This window comes from Asticcacaulis taihuensis (genome assembly GCF_900100255.1).
GTDB lineage: Bacteria > Pseudomonadota > Alphaproteobacteria > Caulobacterales > Caulobacteraceae > Asticcacaulis > Asticcacaulis taihuensis.
This window is the reverse complement of record NZ_FMTS01000001.1, coordinates 1,285,381-1,306,680: the sequence shown is the minus strand read 5'-3', so window position 1 is coordinate 1,306,680 and position 21,300 is coordinate 1,285,381. Positions and strand designations below refer to the sequence as shown.

General features: G+C 61.2%; 22 protein-coding genes. 11 read left to right on the top strand and 11 right to left on the bottom strand.

Annotation, left to right across the window (positions count from 1 at the left end; genetic code table 11):
• Window positions 1-176 precede the first annotated feature (176 nt).
• A complete protein-coding gene (locus tag BLO49_RS06225; protein ID WP_090645591.1) occupies window positions 177-746 on the bottom strand; it encodes a hypothetical protein in 570 nt (189 codons plus the stop codon).
• 143 nt (window positions 747-889) lie between these two features.
• Between BLO49_RS06225 and BLO49_RS06220 the strand changes: the two genes are divergently transcribed.
• On the top strand, window positions 890-2,413 hold the full coding sequence (locus tag BLO49_RS06220) for an MDR family MFS transporter (RefSeq protein WP_090645588.1): 1,524 nt from the start codon (window positions 890-892) through the stop codon (window positions 2,411-2,413).
• 89 nt (window positions 2,414-2,502) lie between these two features.
• On the opposite strand, the gene BLO49_RS06215 is transcribed toward BLO49_RS06220, so the two are convergent.
• Entirely contained in the window at window positions 2,503-2,817 is a 315-nt protein-coding gene (locus BLO49_RS06215; protein WP_090646197.1) for a 4Fe-4S dicluster domain-containing protein, read from the bottom strand.
• Between the two features lie 126 nt (window positions 2,818-2,943).
• Between BLO49_RS06215 and BLO49_RS06210 the strand changes: the two genes are divergently transcribed.
• The 5 genes from BLO49_RS06210 (at window position 2,944) to BLO49_RS06190 (ending at window position 7,584) form a co-directional block, all read left to right on the top strand.
• The gene (locus tag BLO49_RS06210) at window positions 2,944-4,137 is read left to right on the top strand and encodes a hypothetical protein (protein WP_090645585.1); all 1,194 of its coding nucleotides are present in this window, start codon (window positions 2,944-2,946) and stop codon (window positions 4,135-4,137) included.
• 287 nt (window positions 4,138-4,424) lie between these two features.
• Entirely contained in the window at window positions 4,425-5,027 is a 603-nt protein-coding gene (locus tag BLO49_RS06205; RefSeq protein WP_090645582.1) for a 5-formyltetrahydrofolate cyclo-ligase, read from the top strand.
• A 36-nt stretch (window positions 5,028-5,063) separates the two neighbouring features.
• The gene (locus BLO49_RS06200; protein ID WP_090645580.1) at window positions 5,064-5,897 is read left to right on the top strand and encodes a TIGR00282 family metallophosphoesterase; all 834 of its coding nucleotides are present in this window, start codon (window positions 5,064-5,066) and stop codon (window positions 5,895-5,897) included.
• 120 nt (window positions 5,898-6,017) lie between these two features.
• On the top strand, window positions 6,018-6,782 hold the full coding sequence (locus tag BLO49_RS06195; protein ID WP_090645577.1) for a YebC/PmpR family DNA-binding transcriptional regulator: 765 nt from the start codon (window positions 6,018-6,020) through the stop codon (window positions 6,780-6,782).
• 160 nt (window positions 6,783-6,942) lie between these two features.
• Window positions 6,943-7,584, top strand: a complete 642-nt coding sequence (locus BLO49_RS06190; RefSeq protein ID WP_170828217.1) for a glycine zipper domain-containing protein — start codon at window positions 6,943-6,945, stop codon at window positions 7,582-7,584.
• Between the two features lie 103 nt (window positions 7,585-7,687).
• On the opposite strand, the gene BLO49_RS06185 is transcribed toward BLO49_RS06190, so the two are convergent.
• Entirely contained in the window at window positions 7,688-9,724 is a 2,037-nt protein-coding gene (locus BLO49_RS06185) for a hypothetical protein (RefSeq protein ID WP_170828216.1), read from the bottom strand.
• A 52-nt stretch (window positions 9,725-9,776) separates the two neighbouring features.
• Window positions 9,777-11,246, bottom strand: a complete 1,470-nt coding sequence (locus BLO49_RS06180; RefSeq protein WP_245678876.1) for a tetratricopeptide repeat protein — start codon at window positions 11,244-11,246, stop codon at window positions 9,777-9,779.
• A 338-nt stretch (window positions 11,247-11,584) separates the two neighbouring features.
• Here BLO49_RS06180 and BLO49_RS06175 point away from each other — a divergent pair, with 338 nt between their 5' ends.
• Window positions 11,585-12,091: a GAF domain-containing protein gene (locus tag BLO49_RS06175; RefSeq protein WP_415499574.1), complete on the top strand. Its 507-nt coding sequence runs from the start codon at window positions 11,585-11,587 to the stop codon at window positions 12,089-12,091.
• Here the strand turns inward: BLO49_RS06175 and BLO49_RS06170 are convergent.
• The gene (locus BLO49_RS06170) at window positions 12,088-12,387 is read right to left on the bottom strand and encodes a YciI family protein (RefSeq protein ID WP_090645566.1); all 300 of its coding nucleotides are present in this window, start codon (window positions 12,385-12,387) and stop codon (window positions 12,088-12,090) included. The two genes, BLO49_RS06175 and BLO49_RS06170, sit on opposite strands and share 4 nt — an antisense overlap.
• A gap of 109 nt (window positions 12,388-12,496) precedes the next feature.
• Between BLO49_RS06170 and ettA the strand changes: the two genes are divergently transcribed.
• Entirely contained in the window at window positions 12,497-14,164 is a 1,668-nt protein-coding gene (gene ettA / locus BLO49_RS06165) for an energy-dependent translational throttle protein EttA (protein ID WP_090645564.1), read from the top strand.
• Window positions 14,165-14,347: 183 nt separating this feature from the next.
• Here ettA and BLO49_RS06160 read toward each other — a convergent pair whose 3' ends face one another.
• The 6 genes from BLO49_RS06160 to BLO49_RS06135 form a co-directional block, all read right to left on the bottom strand.
• Entirely contained in the window at window positions 14,348-14,629 is a 282-nt protein-coding gene (locus BLO49_RS06160; RefSeq protein WP_090645561.1) for a flagellar basal body-associated FliL family protein, read from the bottom strand.
• 235 nt (window positions 14,630-14,864) lie between these two features.
• Entirely contained in the window at window positions 14,865-15,662 is a 798-nt protein-coding gene (locus BLO49_RS06155; protein WP_090645558.1) for a GIN domain-containing protein, read from the bottom strand.
• A gap of 12 nt (window positions 15,663-15,674) precedes the next feature.
• The gene (locus tag BLO49_RS06150; RefSeq protein ID WP_090645556.1) at window positions 15,675-16,235 is read right to left on the bottom strand and encodes a DUF1700 domain-containing protein; all 561 of its coding nucleotides are present in this window, start codon (window positions 16,233-16,235) and stop codon (window positions 15,675-15,677) included.
• Between the two features lie 4 nt (window positions 16,236-16,239).
• Window positions 16,240-16,593 (bottom strand): PadR family transcriptional regulator, encoded by a 354-nt coding sequence (locus tag BLO49_RS06145; protein ID WP_090645552.1) that lies wholly within the window; start codon window positions 16,591-16,593, stop codon window positions 16,240-16,242.
• Window positions 16,594-16,768: 175 nt separating this feature from the next.
• Window positions 16,769-17,119, bottom strand: coding sequence for a DMT family protein (locus BLO49_RS06140; RefSeq protein ID WP_281187208.1), 351 nt, complete (start codon window positions 17,117-17,119; stop codon window positions 16,769-16,771).
• Window positions 17,120-17,182: 63 nt separating this feature from the next.
• Window positions 17,183-18,949, bottom strand: a complete 1,767-nt coding sequence (locus tag BLO49_RS06135) for a tetratricopeptide repeat protein (RefSeq protein ID WP_090645549.1) — start codon at window positions 18,947-18,949, stop codon at window positions 17,183-17,185.
• A gap of 184 nt (window positions 18,950-19,133) precedes the next feature.
• Between BLO49_RS06135 and ruvC the strand changes: the two genes are divergently transcribed.
• The 3 genes from ruvC to ruvB are packed head-to-tail and all read left to right on the top strand — an operon-like array spanning window position 19,134 to window position 21,284.
• Window positions 19,134-19,643 (top strand): crossover junction endodeoxyribonuclease RuvC, encoded by a 510-nt coding sequence (gene ruvC / locus BLO49_RS06130; RefSeq protein ID WP_090645547.1) that lies wholly within the window; start codon window positions 19,134-19,136, stop codon window positions 19,641-19,643.
• Complete coding sequence (gene ruvA / locus BLO49_RS06125) at window positions 19,640-20,248, top strand: Holliday junction branch migration protein RuvA (protein ID WP_090645544.1); 609 nt, start codon at window positions 19,640-19,642, stop codon at window positions 20,246-20,248. Before ruvC ends, ruvA begins: the two co-directional genes overlap by 4 nt.
• Before the next feature lies 1 nt (window position 20,249).
• Window positions 20,250-21,284, top strand: a complete 1,035-nt coding sequence (gene ruvB / locus BLO49_RS06120) for a Holliday junction branch migration DNA helicase RuvB (RefSeq protein WP_090645542.1) — start codon at window positions 20,250-20,252, stop codon at window positions 21,282-21,284.
• The last annotated feature ends 16 nt before the right edge of the window (window positions 21,285-21,300 follow it).

Genomic DNA, 21,300 nt, shown 5'->3' with positions numbered 1-21,300 from the left:
GTATCTCCCAAGATGTGAACGCAGGGCGCCTTTGCCGGCACCGCATATTTATTGCGACCGAAAACCGGTCGGACTGGCTTGGGATGTTTATAGACGAAAACAGCGCTGTCAAAAGCGAAAAAACAGGCTCTGCAAAAGGAAGTGGGCTGATAACGTTTGCAGTAACAAGGCTCTTTTTACGGAATGTTGCGCGGGAGGAATTTCGGATCGTAACCGGGGCCGAAATCGAGCAGGAAAACCGGCCCCAGTGCCACGGTCTGGGCGCCGGTCGCCAGTTGCACGCTGACGCCCAGCGTGCCGGCGGGGTAGTCCCGGTCGGCGGTAGCGGTGACATAATGCAGCCGCCAGTCGGGGGTCAGGGTCAGGGTTTGCTCGCCGATACGGGTGTAGGGCGCGGCGGCCTGCTGCACTACGGCGGGAACAGACGCGCTGCCCGGCGTGACCGTCCGGCCCCAGAAGGCCAGCAGGACGACATCGCCCTTTTTGACCGCCTTTGAATTGGATATGCCCGCCTGGATATCCCACGGATTGGCGCCCTTGCCGGCCGAGGTAACCTGCAGGGCCGCGCCGCCGCGCACGGTGGTATCCTTGACAAGTTCGTGCTTTTCGCCGGTGCCGAAAATGCCCCACTGATCGGCGGCGGGATGATTGACCATGCGGCTGGCGATATCGGGCGCGGCGATTGCGGTTAAGGGCAGGGCGGCCAGAAAGGCAGCGGTGGCGACAACGGTAATCGGGCGTTTCATCAGGCGGCTCCCAACGGTTATATATTGTTTTTTTGCCCGTCTATGTCTGATGAAAAGCCGACGCGACGTCAAGACTCTATCCGGGGCTTGCGTGTGCCGAGAAAATAATACAGTCTGTAAACTGAAATAACGGGGATGACCGGATGAACCAGACAAAACCTGCAACGGCCCCGGCCATGGAACCGAAGGACGTGCAGCGAATCATCATTGGCCTGATGGCGGTGCTGTTGCTGGCGGCGCTTGACCAGACCATTGTTTCGACCGCCCTGCCGACGATCGGGCGCGAGCTGGGTGATGTGCAGCATCTGCCGTGGATGGTCACGGCCTACCTGCTGTCGTCGACGGTGGTGACGCCGCTCTATGGCAAGCTGGCCGATATTATCGGCCGGCGCACGACCCTGCTGATGGCCATCGGCATCTTCCTGTTCGGCTCACTGCTGTGCAGCCTGTCGCCCAACATGTATGTGCTGATCGCCGCGCGCGCGGTGCAGGGCCTGGGCGGCGGCGGGCTAATGTCGCTGGTCCAGACCGTGATTTCCGATATCGTCACGGCGAAGGAGCGCGGCCGGATTCAGGGCGTCTTCGCGGCGGTTTTCACCGCTTCCAGCCTGGGCGGCCCGATCCTCGGTGGCGTGCTGTCCGAACACCTGGGTTGGCAGTCGATCTTCTGGGTCAATTTGCCGGTTGGGGCTGTGGCGCTGTGGATCGTCTCGCGCGGCCTGATGAAACTGCCGCGATATGAACGCCCGCACCGCATTGACTGGCTGGGCGCGGTCCTGATGGCGGCGGCGGCCATTATCCTTCTGCTGGCCATCAATACGCGCGGTGCGGCCGTGATGGGTGTGCCGCTGTGGGCCGTCTATATCGTTTCGGCGGCCTTCTGGGGGCTGTTCGCCTTACGCTTGCGCACCGCCGCCGAACCGCTGATCCCGACCGGCATCCTCAAGGACGGCGTCATCGTGCGCGCCATACTGGTCTCCACCCTGAGCATGGGGGCGCTGATGTCGGTCAGCGCCTATAACCCGCTCTATGTGCAACTGATCTACCATATGGGCGCCACCCAGGCCGGCATGGTGATGACGCCGCTGGCGCTAGGGGTTGTCGGCGGGTCAATCCTGTCGGGCCAGATGATGGCACGCGGCAAGGGTACGGGTTACAAGCTCATGCCGATGATCGGCCTGTTTGCGGGCGCGGTGATTTATGCGGGCATGGCCGTGATTGGTGACCGGCTGAATCTCTGGGCCTATATCGGTGGGCTTTTCTTCGCCAATGCGGCGGTCGGCTCGACCTTCCCAGTGGCGACCGTCGTGGTGCAGAACGCCGTCGAGCGTCACGAAATGGGCACGGCTACGGGCGTGATGAACTTCTTCCGCTCCCTGGGCGGTGCGCTGCTGGTAGCGGTCTTCGGCGCGATCCTGTTCGGTGAACTCTATGCCCTGTTCGGTGGCAGCTTCAATGGCGCCCTGTCCGCGGATGCACTGAGCCGCGTCAGCGATCCGGCGCGCATTTACAAGCCGATCTTTACGGGCGCGGCGGTATCTATGGGGCTGGCCTTTCTGGCGCTGTGGTCGATGCAGGAACGCCCGCTGCGCTCGCGCGAGATGCCGGTCTCCAAAGCCGCGGAAGAAGCGACCGGCGAAACGCTCAGCGACGCGGATTTTTCCTAAGACCTTGCGGTCTTAGAGTCTTTTCAGCTCAAGCGCCGCATGGCTCCTCGCGTAAGCTCGGACGGGCGGTCGCCCTTGCCAACGGCTATTTAATCGCCGTTGGAAACACGCGTGAGGGTAATCGCCTTTTTCGGACAGGCCGCGACGCACAATCCGCAGGCCCGGCAGGCATCGGCATTGACCGCGAAGGATTGCTTCCAGCCATTGATAAAGCCCTTTACCTTCGCCAGGGGGCCGAGGCCCTTGCGATCTTCCGGCGGCAGGATATCCAGTTCAAACACTTCATAAGGGCAGATGACGACGCAATCGGCCTTGCCTTCGCAGCGCGCCCGATCGATCACGGGAGCGAAAATGCCAGGCGCCTGTTTACAGGCGCCATCCGTTTTTGAGGGAGCTTCAGCCATTTTACGCAGCATCTTTATGGAAAATTTATAAGCCCTTAATTGTTTTTGACTACGCTCAGGGGCAGTAGTGTACCTTATAGTCTGGCGGCAAAAAGCCCCAGCTATTTCTGAGCAGAAAGTTCATTCATGCACGCGGGGGCGGCATCTTTCAGTAAGTCTGGCTATAGTAAATCAGGCAGCCAGGGCGCGCGCGATGTCCGAAACCTGGCCAATCTCGGCGAAACGGCATCGACCAGCCGGGTTCTCAACCTCTCGCAGATATTCGCCACCAGCGGCCGCACCGAAGGCTATGCGGGCAATCCGTTCTTTCGCAATTCCCAGCTTAACAAGGCCCTGCTGGTCAAGCACACCTTGCGGCCGGCCGAGCGCGATCTGTTCGCCCACCCGCGCCGGACGGCCACCAAGATCATCCTGCCTTTCGATGCAAGCGATCTGCGCCTGGGGGGGCGATCGATCTTCGTCAACCAGTCCGGCTTCGTCAATTTCACCCGCTCGTATTTCAGTGACGAAAACCTGGCCAGCAATCCGGACCTCCAGATACTCCAGCATCTGGACGGAATTCCGTCGCTCGATCCCTTCCTGGTGCGCGAGCATCTGGCCCGTTTCGGTTTTAATCCCGATCCCTGTTACCTGAAAATTTCATCGCATGATCTCTGCGAAATGGTGGGCTTTGCCAACGCGGAAATCGAGCACCTGGTCATGACGGCTTTTGGCGCCGGCATGGAAGCCGCAGCAATAAAGCTGACCTCAAAAATCCTGGCCAATAATCTCGACAGCGACCTCGATCCGCTCAAGCAGACCTTCCGTATGAGCGACGGTGATTTCGCCGAGGGCATGTTCTCATGGCGCGGATTTCTATATTTCAAATGGCGCCAGTCGCACCTTCAGGCTGATATCAAGCAGGTGGTTGACGGCTTGCAGACCTACCGCACCATAGGGCCGATCGATACCGCGACGCGCGATTACCTGGCAGAGGTGAGGCCGCGACTGGCCAGGAAGATCATCACCGCCATCGTTTCAACCCGCAAGACGCTGAAGGTCTATGACGAGGCCTATCTGGCGCTGACGCAAGGGGCTGACCCGGCGCCTTTCCGCAAGTTCCTGCTCGCCGGCCCGAAGATGTTCTTCGAACTGGGCGAAAGCATCGGCATCCTCAGTCATATCGGCTCGTTCTGGGATTACCGCATGGGCGCGCGCATGGCGCACATGCGGCTGACGCCGCAGGAATTCGCCGACATTCTTGTCGATTTTGAGGACAGCCTACTGAATGTCGAGGCCGCGACGCCGCCCGTCCTTCCCGTGGCCGCGACCCTGCTTTGAGCGAAGGTTCTTGAGTTCGCCGGCATGGCGGCCTATATAAGCCATGGCGGGTCTTGCTGTGGCTCGCGTGGCGATCACTATTCCTTCTGACCTTAATCACTTAGAACGGGGACTGGCTCTGATCTGGACCGTGGTCCTAGTTACCTGGTTCCCACCTGACTAGTCAGGTCTGAGAGGATTTAAACGCATCGACACGGCTCTTATGGCGCCGCCACCCTGCCTGACTTTCAACCGTGCTTTTTTATGCCGGGTCTGGTAAGAGTTAACAGCAAGCCGGAGAACTGACTATGCTGATGGCCGACCAGAAGCCGTTGCTGCGCAACGAAATGAAGCGCCGCCGCGCCGCTTTTGCCTTAAGTTCTCCGTTGGCGGGGGACATGCTGGCCGAGATCGCTGAGGCACATCTCGATGAGCACCGCGCATGGCCTGACAGAGACGCCATCATCGCCGGCTACTGGCCCATCCAGAGCGAGATCAATCCATTCCCGCTTCTGCAAATTTTCGAGGAACGCGGCTATGCGCTGGCCTTACCTTGTCTGGTGGGGGAAGGGGACGGCTTTCGCATGATTTTCCGCCGGTTCAGCCTGGGCGATCATCTGGTCAGCGGGCCATTCGATATCCATCAGCCGGCGGATGAGGCTGACGAAATTGCGCCGGATGTCGTGTTCATGCCCTTGCTGGCCTTCGATGGTCAGGGCTGGCGGCTGGGCTATGGCGGTGGTTATTACGATCGCGTGCTGGCGCGGTTGCGCGCCCAGAAGGACGTAAAAGGCTACGGGGTCGCTTTTTCGGGGCAGCAACTTGCCGAAATACCGTTTGAGGTGCATGATCAGCCGCTTGACGGTATATTTACCGATCAGGGCGTCATTCAGGTGCGCTCCAAGGTGTAGTTCCCGCCGTAGCGGAACTTAGAAACTGGACTTTTAATGCGCTTTGCTTTTTTTGGTGATGTGGTGGGCCGCGCCGGACGCGACGGCCTTACCGAACACCTGCCACGACTAAGGCGTGAGCTTGACCTCGAATTCGTTATTATCAACGCGGAAAACGCCTCGGCCGGTTTCGGCCTGTCGGAAAATTCGGCGCGTCAGCTCTTTGATGCCGGCGCCGACTGCCTGACGCTGGGCAACCATTCGTGGGACCAGAAAGAGGCCCTGACCTATATTGTCCGCGAGCCGCGCCTGATCCGGCCGATCAACTATCCGCCTCTGGCCGATGCGCCGGGGCGGGGGGCCAATCTGTTTGAAACGCAGTCCGGCAAGCGTATCCTGGTGATGAATGTGCTGGGCCTGGTGCATATGGCCTCAATGGATGATCCGTTTGGCGCGGTGGATAAGCAACTGGATGCCTGTCCGCTAGGGCTGGCGGCCGATGCCATCGTGGTGGACATGCACTGCGAGGCGACGTCCGAGAAAATGGCCATGGGGCATTTCTGCGATGGCCGCGCCACGCTCGTGGTCGGCACCCACACCCATGTGCCGACGGCCGACGCGCAGATTCTGCCCAACGGCACGGCCTACCAGACGGATGCCGGCGCCTGTGCCGATTATGACAGCGTGATCGGCATGGACAAGGAAGAGCCACTGCGCCGGTTTACCACGCGGATCGGCAAGGAACGCTATCGTCCGGCATCGGGCCCGGCCACGGTCTGCGGCGTTTATGTCGAGAGCGATGACCGCACAGGACTGGCCACGCGCATCGAACCCATCCGCATCGGCGGCAGGCTTTCGCAAAGCTTGCCTAAAGCGCTGGTTTCGGTTTAGAAACCGGCATCTTTTCCGCTCAGGCGCCGCGGGGGCTTGCCTCGCATCGGCTCGGGCGGGCACTTGCCCTTGTCAAACGTCAGGGACGTTTGGAGGCATTACATATGACATTGAGGACCCATGGCCGGCCATAGTAAATTCAAGAACATCATGCATAAGAAGGGCCGCGCCGACGCCGCGCGCTCTAAGCTCTTCTCCAAGCTGTCGCGCGATATCACCATCGCCGCCAAGATGGGTATGCCGGACCCGGCCATGAATTCGCGTCTGCGTCTGGCGGTTTCGATGGCCAAGGCCGAATCGATGCCGAAGGACAACATCGAACGCGCCATCAAGAAGGGCGCCTCCGGTGAAGCCGACAATATGGAAGAGATCCGCTACGAAGGCCGCGGCCCTGGCGGCATCGGCCTGATCGTCGAGGCCCTGACCGACAACCGCAACCGCACCGCCGGCAATGTCCGTAGCTATTTCACCAAGTTCGGCGGCCAGATGGGGGATACCAATAGTGTCGCCTTCATGTTCGACCGCCTGGGCGAGATCAAGTATCCGCTGACGGCCGGAGACGCTGACAAGATTTTTGAAGCGGCCATCGAGGCCGGCGCCGCCGATGTCGAGACCGATCCGGGTGATGGCGACGAGGACGAGGGCGGCCACACCATCTACACCGCCTTTGAAGACCTGAATGAAGTGGCGGAAGCTGTCTCCAAGATTCTGGGCGACCCGAAGTCGACCGGTTTCGTCTGGAAGCCGCAGGCCACGACGCCGATCACCGGCGATCCGGTGCGTACCCTGATGAAGCTGATCGACGCCCTGAACGACGATGACGACGTGCAGAATGTCTACGGCAATTTCGAAATCTCGGACGAGGATTACGAAGCGCTGGGCTAATGCACGGTTGCGTCTTTATCGCTTGCTTATAAAAGCGTGGCGGTTGGGTAACTCCCGTTATTTCAATTGTGTTTTCGCGCCGATTCAAGCCTTTGCTTGAGCCGGAAAGTGTGCGACTATGCCCCGTTAACCATCTTTAATGCCATGGTCGGGGGATGCGATGAAGGCGTCACGTTTAGTTCTTACAGGTCTGGCACTGGGGGCGGGATTGGCAACCTCCGCCTGCGTCACCACGCCTGAGCCGAGAGCCATCAATACGGCGCGTGCCGATGAAGCCTGCCGGGCGGATTTTACCGGCCAGGCGCCGGAGATCATGACCTATGATCCCTATACGCACGTCGAAACCCGCGTGACGCGGACCAGCGACCTGCCGGTCATGTCGTCCAATGCCACCCGCAATTCGGTCGGTCTCGATCCCTATGCCCAGAACCCGCGTGATGGCAGCTATGTTTGTACGCGGCGCGGCGCCTATGGCGTTGATTTCGTGCGCGGCGGCCCCAATCCGGTCATAGTGGGGGCGGTCGCCGGCGCGGTGGTCGGCAGCGTGGTGACGAATAATTCCAAGGGCGCGCAGCAGGGGGCGGTGATTGGCGCCACCATGGGGTCCAGCCTGAATGCCGGCGATTCCAATGCCATTTCTCTGGGCGCGGCGACTGGTGCCCTGATCGGTGGCGCAAACGGTGATACGAATGATGCGGCGGCCGGCGCCGTTGCCGGTGCGGTACTTGGTCTCCAGGCCAAGGACAAGCAGGAAGGCGGCTGGCACTGGGGCCGTCATCATGATGACGGCGATGATAACTGACCGCTAAAATCAGCCATTTGAAAAGGCCCCGATATCGATCGGGGCTTTTTTCGTTTCGGCATTAGGTAATAAAAAAGCCGGACCAGGTGGTCCGGCTTTTGGTTTAGTTGATCCGCGGGATTGGCGGCACCGGGTTCGGAACGGCCGGTGCATCGCGGCGCGGAGAGGGATTGCGCGGCGGCGGGGCGCCCTGGCTCGATTCCGGATTATCCGGTGAATTGGGACCGGCCACATTGGAGCTCGCCATGCGATAGGGCGGGCGCGGCAGGTAGGTATCGAACAGCGGCATAAAGGTGCCGGCGTTTACCGAATAGAGGTTGTTCTCATTGCTGTAGAGCTCCTGGGACAGCCATTCCTTGCCATCGGCCAGTGCCAGGTTGGTATCGTCATCCTCGAACGGATACTGGTCGCCGCTGTTGATTTCGGCATTGGCGCTCTTAGTATAGGTATCGCAGCGCTGGCTCCAGGCGGGATCGGCCGGTTTTTGCGTGCATATCGACTTCAGTGCGCGGTAGGAAGCTTCCTCGATGACCGGATCGACCTTACCTGTGTCTGCCGGCAGGCGCAGCTTCTGATAATCCTGGCACTGCTGCCAGGAAACGGCGGTCACCTGGGTCATGTTGCGGCTGCATCCGGCCTTGATCAGTTCGCTGTAGGAACGATCATCAAAGGTGCGTTCCTTGTTCAGCGTCTTGAAGGTGGTGGCGTGGAAGCGGCTGCATACCGCGCCGGCGTGGCCGTCGGACGGCGAATCCGCACAGGCTTCGCTCAGCAGGTCGTAAATGCTCCAGTCGACGCCACCGCCGGGAATGCCAAAGGCGGCCTGCTGGTGCCAGGGCGTGCAGTTGCGGAATTCCGGCGGCACATCGCCCCAGCTCAGATCCTCGCAGCGCTCGGTTTCGATGTGGTTATTGACGGCGCGCAGCACGGCGCCCGGCTTTTTCAGGATCGCCGCCGTGCGTACCAGCCGGATATGATTGTTGCCGACATAGGCTGTGCCGCGCTCCAGATTGATACCCACCTCATCGGCGAAGATGTAGTTGTTGAGGATGCGGACACGCTCCAGATTGCTGGTGATGGCGTGATCGGAATAGAACAGCGAGTTGGAGACCAGGGCCTCGCCGACGCCATCGAGATAGAGGCCATTGCCATAGAACAGGGTCTTCGTCTGGTCGATGGTGATGATGCTGCGGTTGGTTTCCAGGCTGAGATCGATCGCCTTGGCGTTTTCACCCCGCTCGAAGCCCTGCCAATCACCCAGTTGCAGCACGGTAACGCCCAGCAGGCGGCTGTCATTGGTAATGTCGCCGCGGATGCCGTTATAGGTGCTGGCGACGCGGCTGTTATAGATATAGAGGGCCGCGTGGTTGATCTCCAGCGCGGCATCTTCCGTGCGGGCGATCAGGTTGGTGTCCGACATGTTGAAGCGGCCGGCCTCGATGGCCACGGCGGAGCGTTCGCCATCATAGCGCAGATTGGCGTTTTCCAGGGTGAATTCACCGCCTGAAGCCGAGATGCAGGACTGGCTGGCGCCGCGCGTCGACATCAGGGTCAGGTTACGGACGATGACCATGTCGGCGGTCGGCTCGACGCGGATGCAGTTTTCGCCCTGGGGTGCCTTCAGGACCAGCGGGTGACTGTCGTAGCCCGGTCCGGTTTCTGGCTGGATGATGATGGATTTGCGCAGGCGCAGGCTGACTTCGCAGACACTGTAATTGGCATAGGCTTCCGGCAGGTCGGCGGCGCCCAGGCCATTGGAGGTGCGCCAGCCGCGCGAGCCGCGCAGATAAAGCGTGCTGCCGGAGGGCAGGCGGGCCAGCAGGCGATCGAGCGCGTAGGGGCCCTCGCTGCAATCGAAATGGGCGACCGTGCCGTTGCGGAAGCGGCGGCTCCAGTCGTCATAGCCGTAACCATAACCATAGCCGTCATAACGCCGCTGCGAACGGCAGGTGCGCAGTTCGGGATCGAGCAGGACGCCGAAGCACGGACGGATGGTCGCATTGACGCGGGCGGCGACATTGGAACCGGCCACGGCACCTTGCGGAGCGGACAGCGACATGACGGCGGTCACGACCAGGATCGCCAGGCTCAGCACAAGGCCCTGCCCCTTTTGCGAATGTAACTGACGGTCCTTACGCATCCACATCTTCGTTTTCCTTAAACCACTGCCCCGGCAGGGCGGGCAGCGCGTATTAATTTTCAGGCGTACGCGATACTTGCGCCAGCACGGCTTGCAGGCGGCCGGCGGAGGGCTTGAAGCCGGCCAGCGCCGCATCAAGCTGCATGACGACAGACTCGGCCTTGTTCTGGTCGGCCACACCCTTCATGCCCAGGTCGAAATAGGTCGACATGGCGTAGCGGGCTTCGGGCGAACCCTGGCTTTCGGCCTTCTGATACCAGTAGAAGGCGCGGGCATAATCGACCTCGACCCCGACGCCTTCGGAATACATGACGGCCAGGACGAGCTGCGAACGGGAATCGCCGTTCACGGCCGCCAACTGAATGGCGCGGACACGATCGAGATAGGTCAGGCGCTCGCCGCCCGGCATTCCGATCATCGACCGCAGGCCGTCAATCGTCTGTTTCGGCACGTCCTTCGGCTCGAAACAGGCGACATTGAGCAGGTTCAGGTAATCGAGCGCGCGCACCACATGGATGAAGGGCAGTTCTTCCATGCGCGACAATGCGTAGGAGGCGGCGTCATCCGGACGGCTTTCATCCGAATGCGGCACGCCGCCCTGCGGGGCTTCGGGCGGATAGAATTCATAGGGCGCCACCCAGCGGCGGGCCTTGGATTCGACGAAGGAGGAGTATTTGGCGCGGGTAGGCGCCGATTTCTCGAAATCCTTCAGAAGAACATAGGCCCCGACATCACCGGTTTCCGACGCCTTATAGTTATACAGATAGGCATCGACATCCGAGCGTTCGAACAGGGTGCGGACGTTCGACATGCCGTAATTGCGGCCGCGCATCATGGCGCGGATGGCCTGCGGATTATCGGCCGGCTCGCCCATGGGGCCATACTGATCGTCGTACAACCGGCCAAGCGTGCGGAAACCATCGGCGCCCAGGGTGGATTGGATGTAGATGACGCGGTCGCGCACCTTGTCGCGCTCGCCGGAATCCATCATCGACAGCTCGTTATCGAGCATCCGATAGGCACGCTCACGCTCGAAGGCGCGGCACTTGTCGTAACGCGAGGCCAGGACGCCGCCGCGCGGGTCCATGGCGCGGCTGGCCGGGGCGTATCCCTGCTGGTTGGCCAGGGCCATGACCAGCCAGACCGAGGATTCGATATGGTCTTCGAGGTTTTTATCCGAAGCATCGAGTGCCGCGTAGCGGTTGGCCAGTTCGAGCTGGGCAAAGAAATCATTGCTGAAGGCGAGGTGGCGATAATAGCGGATTTCGCGTTCCTGGCCGTTGAACCCTTGAGTCTGGAAGGGATCGGGCGGGCGCGGGCAGGCATAGGTGCCGTCGATGCCGACCTTGCGGTTGAACCACCGCCAGTCACGCATGTCGCAGCCGGAGAGGGACATGCTGACGCACAGGCCCACCATCAGCGTCACCCCCGCACGGGCGAGCGCCTTCCGGCCTTTAAAGACCCCGCCGGTGCGCCCATTTGAGGCTGACCGGGTTGATCTTGCCTGATCACATTCTGACATCAGTCATCGCTCCGACAAAGTCGGCATAAATATGGTTAATACATCTTTTGTAAGGATTACGAAGAGTGTCAAGCTTTGGCCCCCCAATGCAGCTAGTGACTGACTTAATCTTGTCGAGCGTTGCCGGATTGTCGCGCCAAAATCGCGCGGAACCCCCTCATAACCCATACCCCACTTGCACCTGTACGCGCGCATAGTCATCATGCGTCAAAAGCGGTGTCTTGGCCAGAAAAAAGTGTTAATAAGCTCCAGCCCGCGCCGATTTCGCGTTTTGCGCGCCAAAGCCCGCAAACCCCGTCCCGAAATGCCCGCGTCAGGGGAAAAATCAGGAGACAATATTGAGTTATATGGTTAACGAGGCTTTGGCAATGATGTCCAAAGGCGAAAAATATCAAGAAGTTATAAGGGACGCGGTGGCCGTGCTGGACGGGGAGCCGGATGTCGTGGCGCGCATGGCGACCGTGGTTTCCCTGCTCGATCAGGCCTTCGATTCCTGGTTCTGGACCGGCTTCTATGTCGTGGATAAGGTTAAGAAAACCGCCGGGATCGATGAACTGGTGGTGGGGCCATATAACGGCACCCTGGGGTGTCTGCGCATCGCTTTTGGGCGGGGTGTCTGTGGCGCCGCGGCGGCCACCGGCCAGACCCAGGTGGTGCCCGATGTCCATGCTTTCGCGGATCATATCGCCTGCGATTCGCGCTCCAATTCCGAGATCGTCGTGCCGGTGTTCGATGCGTCCGGCGACCTGATCGCGGTGTTCGATTCCGACTCGGAAAGCTTCAGCACCTACGATGAAGAAGACGCGGAAAATTTAGAGAAGCTGATGAAGGCGGTGTTTGCTTAGTCTGTTTCGGGTAATTCGCGGATTTCAACGATTCCGCCGGCTTCGTAAACCGGATTACCGGCCAAAAGGGTTTGTGCGGCGGCAAGGCTGTCGGCTTCGATACGAATAAAGCCGGTCAGGTGGGCGGTAATCGAAGAAGCAGCGCCGTTCTTGCGAAATGCGGCGCCGCTGCCGATAGCGCTGCCGCCGCGCAAATGGCCGCCGCGCGCCAAACCGTCAAGATAGGCCGGCCAGCCGCTTGTTTGGTTCGGCGTTTCGTTCGGTGTATCGTGCATTAAAAAGATGAAATCGGCCATTTCCAAGTCCCTTTGCAAGGCTGCATCTAATTATTGCGCTTTTGCGCCTAAGCCGCTAAACGACAGCATCCTTAAAAACGCATTCTTTTGAGAAGGGCGCAAGCTCCCCATGGCGCAACAATATATCTTCCAGATGCAGGGCCTGACCAAGCATTACCCCGGTGGTAAGAAGGTCTTCGAGAACATCTGGCTCTCCTTCTATTCCGACGCCAAGATCGGCGTCGTCGGCGTCAACGGTTCGGGTAAATCGACCCTGCTGAAGATAATGGCCGGCATCGACAAGGAATTCTCCGGTGAGGCCAAGGCCGCCGAAGGCACCAAGATGGGCTATCTGGAGCAGGAGCCGCATCTCGACGAGACCAAGACCGTCTGGGAAAACGTCATCGACTGGTGTGAGGAAAAGAAGACGTTCGACCGCTTCAACAAGGTGGCCGAACTGATGGGCGAGGAATATTCCGACGAGCTCATGGAAGAAATGAACGCACTGCAGGAAAAGATCGACGCCGGCGATCTGTGGGACATCGACAGCCGCATCGAAATGGCCATGGACGCCCTGCGCTGCCCGCCCAACGATTCCGGCGTCACCAAGCTCTCCGGCGGTGAAAAGCGCCGCGTCGCGCTGGCCCGCCTGCTGCTTTCCAAGCCTGACATGCTGCTGCTGGATGAGCCGACCAACCACCTCGATGCGGAATCGGTGGCCTGGCTCCAGCACCACCTGGAAAACTTCCCCGGCTGCGTCATCCTCGTCACCCACGATCGTTACTTCCTCGACCAGGTGACCAAGTGGACCCTCGAACTCGACCGCGGCAAGGGTGTGCCCTATGAAGGCAACTACTCCGGCTGGCTGGAGCAGAAGCAGAAGCGTGTCGTGCAGGAGCAGTCGGAATCCGAAGCCCGCCAGCGCGCCCTCACCAAGGAACTGGAATGGGTGCGTTCCGGCGCCAAGGCCCGTCAGGCCAAGTCCAAGGCCCGTCTGGCCGCCTATGAGGACATGGTGCGCGAACAGGAAAATTCGCGTCAGGCCCAGACCTTCGCCACCATCCAGATCCCGCCCGGCCCGCGCCTCGGCAATGTCGTTCTGGAAGTCACTGATCTGGAAAAGGAATATGGCGACAAGGTGCTCTTCAAGGGCCTGACCTTCCGCCTGCCGCCCAACGGCATTGTCGGCGTCATCGGCCCGAACGGCGCCGGCAAGTCGACCCTGTTCAAGCTGATCACCGGCCAGGAAAAGCCGGATGCCGGCACGATCAAGCTCGGCGAAACCGTCAAGCTGGCCTATGTCGATCAGTCGCGCGACGACCTCGACCCGAACCATACCGTCTGGCAGGCCATTTCCGGCGGCACCGACATCATGGTGGTCGGCAAGAAGGAAATCAATTCCCGCGCCTATGTCGGCGGCTTCAACTTCAAGGGCGGCGACCAGCAGAAGAAGGTTGGCCTGCTCTCTGGTGGTGAGCGCAACCGCGTCCACCTGGCCAAGACCCTGGCCGCCGGCGGCAATGTCATCCTGCTCGACGAACCGACCAACGACCTGGATATCGAAACGCTTCAGGCCCTCGAAGAGGCGCTTGAAGAATTCGCCGGCTGCGCCGTGGTCATCTCCCACGACCGCTGGTTCCTCGATCGCCTGGCCACGCACATCCTGGCCTTCGAAGGCGACAGCCATGTAGAATGGTTCGAGGGCAACTTCGAAATGTACGAGGAAGACAAGAAGCGTCGTCTCGGCACGGATAGCTTGATCCCCCACCGGATCAAGTTCCAGAAATTTAGTCGCTAGTCTCGTTCCGGAGGGCTGCAAACCGCCGTCTTCCTGCGCGCCCTTGCTCGTGTACAAGAGTACACGTCGCGGCGGGTGCTCGAAAGCCAACCGTTTTCGCCTCACCGGAACGGCCTAGCCCACAGCATAAAAGAAAAGCGCCGACGTTTCCGCCGGCGCTTTTCTTATTAATCCTTGAACGCGTTATTGAGCCGGGTCCGGCTCGGTATTCGACGGCGCGGTGGTATTGGCGGGGTTGCTGGTCGCGTTATCGACCGCATTGCCCACGGCGGCCGGGGCCTTTTCGATACGGGTGATCGTCCGGTCGACCGTATTGGTGTGGGTGGATTCGATCGGGCCATAGGTTGTGAAGTACCAGATGCCGCCGATTACTGCGGCCAGGATGACCAGGGCCAGGATGATCAGCCCGGCATTGCTGCTGTTATTGACCTGGGCCGGCGGCTGGGAATTATTGATGGTTACCATATCGCACTCTCTCTTCGTCTGCGTGTCGGGGAATGACAGGGACAAAATAACGGCATATGTGCAAAAGCGCGGTAGGGGCCTTAAAGCAACCAGGTAAGAATGGTGTCATCGAAAGAGATTATCCCCGCGCCGCCCTGTCGTCGGTAAAACCAGATTGCATTCTTATGTCGTCGTAAGTGCAAAAAAAGCGCCGGCTCATGCGGACCGGCGCCTTGGGCAGGGTTGATGTCAGCTCTTAATTATCGCTGGCGTCGTCGCCGTTATCCACCGTACCAGAGCCGGAGATCGTGGTGTCGATCTTGGCCGGCTTGGTGGCCAGGTCGACATTACCAGAGCCGGAAATGTCGATCTTTGCATTGCCGGTGGCATGGATAGTGGCATCGCCGGAACCATTGACGCTGACATCGGCGTCCTTGGTCTCCAGAGCCGCCAGATCGGCGCTGCCGCTGCCGGAGACGTTCAGTTTCAGGGCCTGGGTGCGGCCCACGGCATGGACCGAACCGGACCCGGCGATGCTGATATCGATCGACGGTTGGTCATAGCCGCGCAGGTCGAGATCGCCGCTGCCGGTCATTTCGAAGCGCTTCACGTTCGGCGCGGTGACGGTAATGCGGGCGCCCTGGTGGCTGGTGCGGGCCTCGAAGCCATCCTTACCCCAGGTGAAATTGACGCTTTCGCGGTGTTCGGGACCATCGGCGATCGACAGGCGGCCATTATCGAGCGTGATGCGGTTGACGAGCGACTGCGGGCCGGTGATGGTGACCGAAGCGGCCGGGCCCTGCGTATAGACGACATCGGCGGGCAGATCGACGGCCAGCAGGTCGCCGCCGGTCCAGGCAATTGTCTTGCTGGTGCTCGGTTCCGGCTTGCCGGCCTCGCCCTTGCCTATGCGCAGATGGTCGCCATCCTTGATCAGGCCGATATTCCAGCCCTTGGTGCCGACTTCGTTGGAGACCAGGGCGGCGGCCCCGGCCAGGCAAACCAGCGCCACCAGGAAGGCGCCGCCGGAGAAGAGAAACAGTTTGCGGATCATGAGAGCTTCTCCTTAAGCTTCGAGGGCGGGCTTGAGTACGCGGTAGTGCAGGCGCGCATACCAGACGAGGCCGTTAACGAGCCAGATGGTCAGGGCCAGGGTGATGGCGCCGATCGTGGCCGCCAGGGCCATGACGCCGAAGCCGCCCAGAAGCGCCGCTGCGATCCCGCCGGGCAGTCCCATGAAGGGACCGGCGGCGAATAGCACGCCGCCGCCAATAAAGGCGCCAATGGCCGCGGCGAAAATGCCGATCAGGGTGCCGATCACGCCGCCGGCCAGCGGCAGCAGGATCAGGATGTCGATGGCGCCCAGGCCCAGTATGCCGATGATGGCGGAACTCGCATTGGAGGGCGTCTTGGCTTCATCCCAGCTCTTGACGCCGGCTTCAGCGCGCAGTTCGCGGGCGAGGCGATCCGGGTCGCCCAGGGCCTCGGCCACTTCGGATTCGGCGCGGCCGGCCTCGGCGGCGTCCTTGAAGTGGGCCTCGTAGTCGGCCATGATTTCCTTGAGGGTGGCAGGCGGCAGGCCCTTCAGACCCTTGCACAGCCGGTCCAGAAATTCGATACGGGTCATGGCTTTAAGCCTCTTCTAAAGGAGCAGGGGTGGCGGGGAGCGGCTCAAGCAGGGCATCGACAGCGCTGGCGAAGCCGCGCCATTCGTCGCGCTGGGCTTCGAGCGCGGCGCGGCCGGCATCGGTGAGCTTGTAATATTTGCGCGAAGGACCGGCCGGCGATTCCACCATATAGGTAGCGACCAGGCCGTCGGTCTGCATCCGCCGCATAAGCGGGTAGATCGTGCCCTCTCCCATGCCGATGGCATCGGAGAGATGGCTGGCAATCTCATAGGCGTAGCTCTCGTTACGCGCCAGCACTGCCAGCACGCACAGGCCAAGCACACCTTTTTTCAATTGGATATCAATGGTTTCAGGCATCTCTGTTTCCTTTGAGGCGCTGGGTGTCGCAACCGGGGAGGCGGCGGCTTGATCATTGAATATGACAAGCTACCTGTTGATGCAAGGTATATATCATTAAATAGTAGTAAGGTTCTCTGGCGCACAAAAAAACGCCGACGGGGCGGCGATTTTAAAAGGCTATGACGAGAAAGGATTACGGCTTATAGAAAACAAAACCCGCGCCACAGGCGATCAGGGTGAAGCCCACTGCCGTCTGCCATTTCAACGGCTCACCGAGATAGACGGCCGAGAAGATGACGAAGACTGACAGGGTGATGACTTCCTGGATGGTCTTGAGCTGTGCCGCGGAAAAGGTGCCGTAGCCGATGCGGTTGGCCGGCACTTGGAAGCAGTATTCGAAAAAGGCGATCCCCCAGCTCACCAGAATGACCACCCATAGCTTTTCCATCTTGAACTTGAGATGGCCATACCAGGCCAGGGTCATGAAGAGATTTGAGCAGACCAGCAGGCCAATGGTGGCGAAGGCGGGAGAGATCTTGAACACGGCAAACTCCGGAAGACAGATCGTCCTGTTTCCGGTTAGCCGCGTAAAAGGTCAATAGGCCGATCAGGCAATATTGAAGCGCTGGGCGTCGCGCAGGGCATTGTCCGCCATGGCGCGCAGGCCGGGATGCTCCGGTTTCAGGGCCGAGAGGTCGGCAAAAACCTTGTGCGCCTTGCGGTACAGCGGGCCGGCTTCTTCAAAGGCGCCCTGCATCTCGCGCGCCTGGGCCAGGCGGGCCACCGTAATGGCCAGGGTTGAACGGACGCCGACATCATCCGGCCGCAGATAGGCTTCGGTCTCGTGCAGGCGGCTCAGTTCCTCGAAGGCATCGCCGGCGGCCTTGGCATCGCCGGCCTTTAGCTTGAGATCGGCATAGGGCGCGAGCAGTTCGGCGCGGATGGCCGGATCGCTGATCACGCCAAGCGCGCGGGCGATGACGGCGGGCTGGCGGACGATATCGCCGGCCATCTGGTAGCGGCGCGCGAGGTAGAGATGAATATTGGCGTCATTCGGATCGAGTTCCGAGACATGCTCGTAAGCGGCCATGGCCTTGCTGTCGTCACGGCCCATATGCAGGGCGCCGGAGACGCGCCACAATTCGGCGGCGGCGGCGTGATTGCCGGCCTCGGCCAGGGCGTCCGCCTGAGCGGCGAGGGCGGCGGCGGCGGCGGACAGATCGCCGGAGGCGATGAGCTGGAAGGCTTTCTGGCTGGCCGGGGACTTATCGTAATAGAGGTGCGATATCCGCGCGCTCAGTTCGTCAGCGGCAATGGCGCGGGTGGAATCCGGCCAGACAGACAAAGCAGTACGGGCCGCCTGGCGGATTTCGGCCTCGTCATCATGTGCTGCCGGTGGTGATTCTGGGGGTAATTCTACTGGGGGCGCGGGCACGACATCAGGGACGATCTCGGCAGCGGGCGTGGCAATGGTTTCGGCCACGGCCTCGACAGGGTGAACCATCGCTTCCGGCTGCGGCTCGCTTTGTGGTGCGAACCGCATGGCCGAACTGATCACGGCGTTGATATCGCCTTGCGGAGCATGGGTAACTACATCCGGCGTTTCGGCCAGCAGGGCGGCGGCCAGCGGATCATGTTCGGCCTCCGCCGGCAGGACTATATCCGGGCGGATCGGCACGATTTCGGCCGTGGGTGTGTGGATGTGCAGGCCGTGCGTCTCGGAAAGGGCGGCTGTGGCATCGAAGGCAGGGACTTCGCCAGGGGCCTGGAGTGGGGCTTGGGTAGGGGCTTCGATGGCAGCTTCGACTGGTGCTTCCGGCATGCGCGTCATGAAGCTGTCGGAGGCGTTATCGGAAAAGGCGCCATGATCGCTGAAAATGGCCGGTTCGAGCGACTGGACCTCAAGAGACGGCGCAGCGGCAACGGTTTCCAAATGATCGCCGGAAAGACCAAGGGTGGCGACATTCTGCGCATTGAAGCGCAGATTGCCCCGGCTCTCACTATTCCGGCTTTCATTGGCGCGCGTCGCGGTCTGGAGATCGACGGCGGGCGCGGCGGCCAGTTCGATTTCGGCAGGCACGGGCTTATGGTGCGCCTTACGGGCCGGTCGGGCGCTGCTAAGCAGGTTGATGATCAGGCCGATGACGCCGATCAGCAGCACCACCACGCCAACGGCCAGGGCGCCGGCCCAGGTGGCGGTGCCGCGGGCCCAGATGATCCAGTCTTCCGGGAAGGGGGTGCGCACGGGCGCCTGGCCCTTGTAGAGCGCGAAAGCCGCCAGGGCGACAGCCAGGGCGATCAGCACGAAAAAGCCCGCCGGATTGCTCCGGCGTGTCCCGCTTACGGCACCCATTGTCGGATTCGAACTGCTCATACGGCCCCCGCAACGCTCATCTTCATAAAACATTAACCCCAGCTTTGGCTTTATGGCAACGGTAACTTCCAAAACCTGTGCCAAAAGGCGAATTAAGCGGCTTTTCGCGGCAGTCTTGCAACTTTCCGGCCAATCGGGGCTGAGAGGCTTGCGCGAGTCAGTCGTTGCAGATACAAGCGAACATATGAAGAACGTTGTGCGCATATTGGGCCTTGATCCGGGACTGAGACGTCTGGGGTGGGGGCTGATCGATGTCGAGGGCGCACGACTCTCGTGGGTGGCGCATGGCGTCATTGAGCCGCCGACCGATCTCGATCTGGCAGTGCGTCTGCTGTACCTTTTCGAGAGCCTGGGGGCGGTGATTGCCGAATGGACGCCTGACGAAGCGGCCATCGAGGAGACCTTTGTCAATATGAACCCGTCATCGACGCTCAAGCTCGGTCACGCCCGCGCCGCCGCCATGCTGGCACCGGCCAGGGCAGGGTTGCCGGTGGCGGAATATGCCGCGCTGGATATCAAGAAATCGGTGGTGGGGGCCGGCAAGGCCGACAAGGACCAGGTCTTGTTCATGATCAAGCGCCTTCTCCCCAAGGCGGATGCCGCCATGAAGGCCGACGCCGCCGATGCCCTGGCCTGCGCCATTACCCATGCACACAAGCGCAAGATGAACACTCTGAAAAGGATGCTCGCGTGATCGGTCGTCTGCGCGGTCTGCTGCTGGAAACCACCGAGGAGGAGGCGTTGATCGAATGCGCCGGCGTCGGCTATATCGTGCGCTGCGGCGTACGGACGATCGCCGCCCTGCCGGAGATCGGCGCGGAGGTGATCGTGCATATCGACAGCCAGACGCGCGAGGACGGCACACGGCTCTATGGCTTCCTCAACAAGGATGAGCGCAAGGCTTTTGAAGCCTTGCAAAGCGTGCAGGGCGTGGGGCCCAAGGCGGCCCTGGCCGTGCTCGACGTACTGACGCCGCAGCAACTGGCCCAGGCCGTGGCGCACGAGGACAAGACGGCGGTGGCGCGCGCCTCCGGCGTGGGGCCAAAGCTGGCGCAGCGCATCGTGATCGAGCTGAAGGGGAAGGTGCTGACCAATGCCGAGTTCGGCCCGGTGATCCATGCACCGGCGGGCGTGGTCGTCAAAACTACGGTCAATGGCGAGGCGGTGGCCGGACTGATGGGGCTGGGCGTGGCTGAGCAAAATGCCCGGCTGGCGGTGGAAACGGCGGTGGCGCAATTGGGGGCTGATGCTGAATTGCCGGCCGTGATACGGGCGGCCTTGAAGGCTTTGGGTAAGTAAGATGGCGCGTATTGTATCCGGCGAATCCGACAATGATTACGAGGAGCGGGCGCAGGATCGCGCCCTGCGCCCGCAGACCTTTGACGATTTCGTCGGGCAGGCGCCGCTCAAGGCCAATCTGAAGGTCTTCGTGGCCGCCGCCGCCCAGCGCAAGGAGGCGCTGGACCATGTGCTGTTCTACGGGCCGCCGGGCCTGGGCAAGACGACCTTGGCGCAGATCGTGGCGCGCGAATTGGGGGTCGGCTTTCGCGCAACCTCCGGGCCGGTGCTGGCCAAGGCGGGCGACCTGGCGGCAATTCTCTCTAATCTTGAGCCGAATGATGTCCTGTTCATTGACGAAATCCACCGGCTCAACCCGGCGGTCGAGGAAATCCTCTATCCGGCGATGGAAGATTATGTGCTCGACCTGATCATCGGTGACGGGCCGGCGGCGCGCACCGTGCGCATCGATCTGGCGCCCTTTACCCTGGTCGGCGCCACGACACGGGCCGGGCTGCTGTCCACGCCATTGCGTGACCGTTTCGGCATTCCGCTGCGGCTGGAATTTTATACACCTGAGGAACTGGTGCGTGTGGTCATGGGAGCCGGTCGTAAGATGGGGACGCCCCTCTCCGAGGATGGCGCCCTGGAGATCGCCTCGCGGTCGCGCGGCACGCCGCGTGTGGCCGGGCGTCTGCTGCGGCGCGTGCGCGATTTCGCCCATGCCGAAGGGGCGGAGATCATCGATAAAAAGGCGGCATCGAAAGCCTTGGCACGGCTGGAGGTCGATCCGGTGGGGCTGGATCATTCCGATCGCCGCTACCTCAAGGCGCTGATTGAAAATTATGGCGGCGGGCCTGTGGGGCTGGAGACGTTATCAGCCGCCATCGCCGAGGCACGCGACGCCGTGGAGGACATGATCGAGCCTTATCTGCTTCAGCAGGGCTTTATCCAGCGGACCCAGCGCGGACGCACGGCCTGTGCGCGGGCCTATCTCCACCTGGGGCTGACGCCGCCGGCTTCCCCCCCCATTGCGCCGGACCTGTTCGACGGTTAGTTTCAAATTCCTCCAT

What these genes read in the sequence shown, in the direction of transcription:
- BLO49_RS06225 (WP_090645591.1), bottom strand. Translation starts at nt 746, where the DNA reads ATGAAACGCCCGATTACCGTTGTCGCCACCGCTGCCTTTCTGGCCGCC.
- BLO49_RS06220 (WP_090645588.1), top strand. Translation starts at nt 890, where the DNA reads ATGAACCAGACAAAACCTGCAACGGCCCCGGCCATGGAACCGAAGGAC.
- BLO49_RS06215 (WP_090646197.1), bottom strand. Translation starts at nt 2,817, where the DNA reads ATGGCTGAAGCTCCCTCAAAAACGGATGGCGCCTGTAAACAGGCGCCT.
- BLO49_RS06210 (WP_090645585.1), top strand. Translation starts at nt 2,944, where the DNA reads ATGCACGCGGGGGCGGCATCTTTCAGTAAGTCTGGCTATAGTAAATCA.
- BLO49_RS06205 (WP_090645582.1), top strand. Translation starts at nt 4,425, where the DNA reads ATGCTGATGGCCGACCAGAAGCCGTTGCTGCGCAACGAAATGAAGCGC.
- BLO49_RS06200 (WP_090645580.1), top strand. Translation starts at nt 5,064, where the DNA reads ATGCGCTTTGCTTTTTTTGGTGATGTGGTGGGCCGCGCCGGACGCGAC.
- BLO49_RS06195 (WP_090645577.1), top strand. Translation starts at nt 6,018, where the DNA reads ATGGCCGGCCATAGTAAATTCAAGAACATCATGCATAAGAAGGGCCGC.
- BLO49_RS06190 (WP_170828217.1), top strand. Translation starts at nt 6,943, where the DNA reads ATGAAGGCGTCACGTTTAGTTCTTACAGGTCTGGCACTGGGGGCGGGA.
- BLO49_RS06185 (WP_170828216.1), bottom strand. Translation starts at nt 9,724, where the DNA reads ATGCGTAAGGACCGTCAGTTACATTCGCAAAAGGGGCAGGGCCTTGTG.
- BLO49_RS06180 (WP_245678876.1), bottom strand. Translation starts at nt 11,246, where the DNA reads ATGTCAGAATGTGATCAGGCAAGATCAACCCGGTCAGCCTCAAATGGG.
- BLO49_RS06170 (WP_090645566.1), bottom strand. Translation starts at nt 12,387, where the DNA reads ATGGCCGATTTCATCTTTTTAATGCACGATACACCGAACGAAACGCCG.
- ettA (WP_090645564.1), top strand. Translation starts at nt 12,497, where the DNA reads ATGGCGCAACAATATATCTTCCAGATGCAGGGCCTGACCAAGCATTAC.
- BLO49_RS06160 (WP_090645561.1), bottom strand. Translation starts at nt 14,629, where the DNA reads ATGGTAACCATCAATAATTCCCAGCCGCCGGCCCAGGTCAATAACAGC.
- BLO49_RS06155 (WP_090645558.1), bottom strand. Translation starts at nt 15,662, where the DNA reads ATGATCCGCAAACTGTTTCTCTTCTCCGGCGGCGCCTTCCTGGTGGCG.
- BLO49_RS06150 (WP_090645556.1), bottom strand. Translation starts at nt 16,235, where the DNA reads ATGACCCGTATCGAATTTCTGGACCGGCTGTGCAAGGGTCTGAAGGGC.
- BLO49_RS06145 (WP_090645552.1), bottom strand. Translation starts at nt 16,593, where the DNA reads ATGCCTGAAACCATTGATATCCAATTGAAAAAAGGTGTGCTTGGCCTG.
- BLO49_RS06135 (WP_090645549.1), bottom strand. Translation starts at nt 18,949, where the DNA reads ATGAGCAGTTCGAATCCGACAATGGGTGCCGTAAGCGGGACACGCCGG.
- ruvC (WP_090645547.1), top strand. Translation starts at nt 19,134, where the DNA reads ATGAAGAACGTTGTGCGCATATTGGGCCTTGATCCGGGACTGAGACGT.
- ruvB (WP_090645542.1), top strand. Translation starts at nt 20,250, where the DNA reads ATGGCGCGTATTGTATCCGGCGAATCCGACAATGATTACGAGGAGCGG.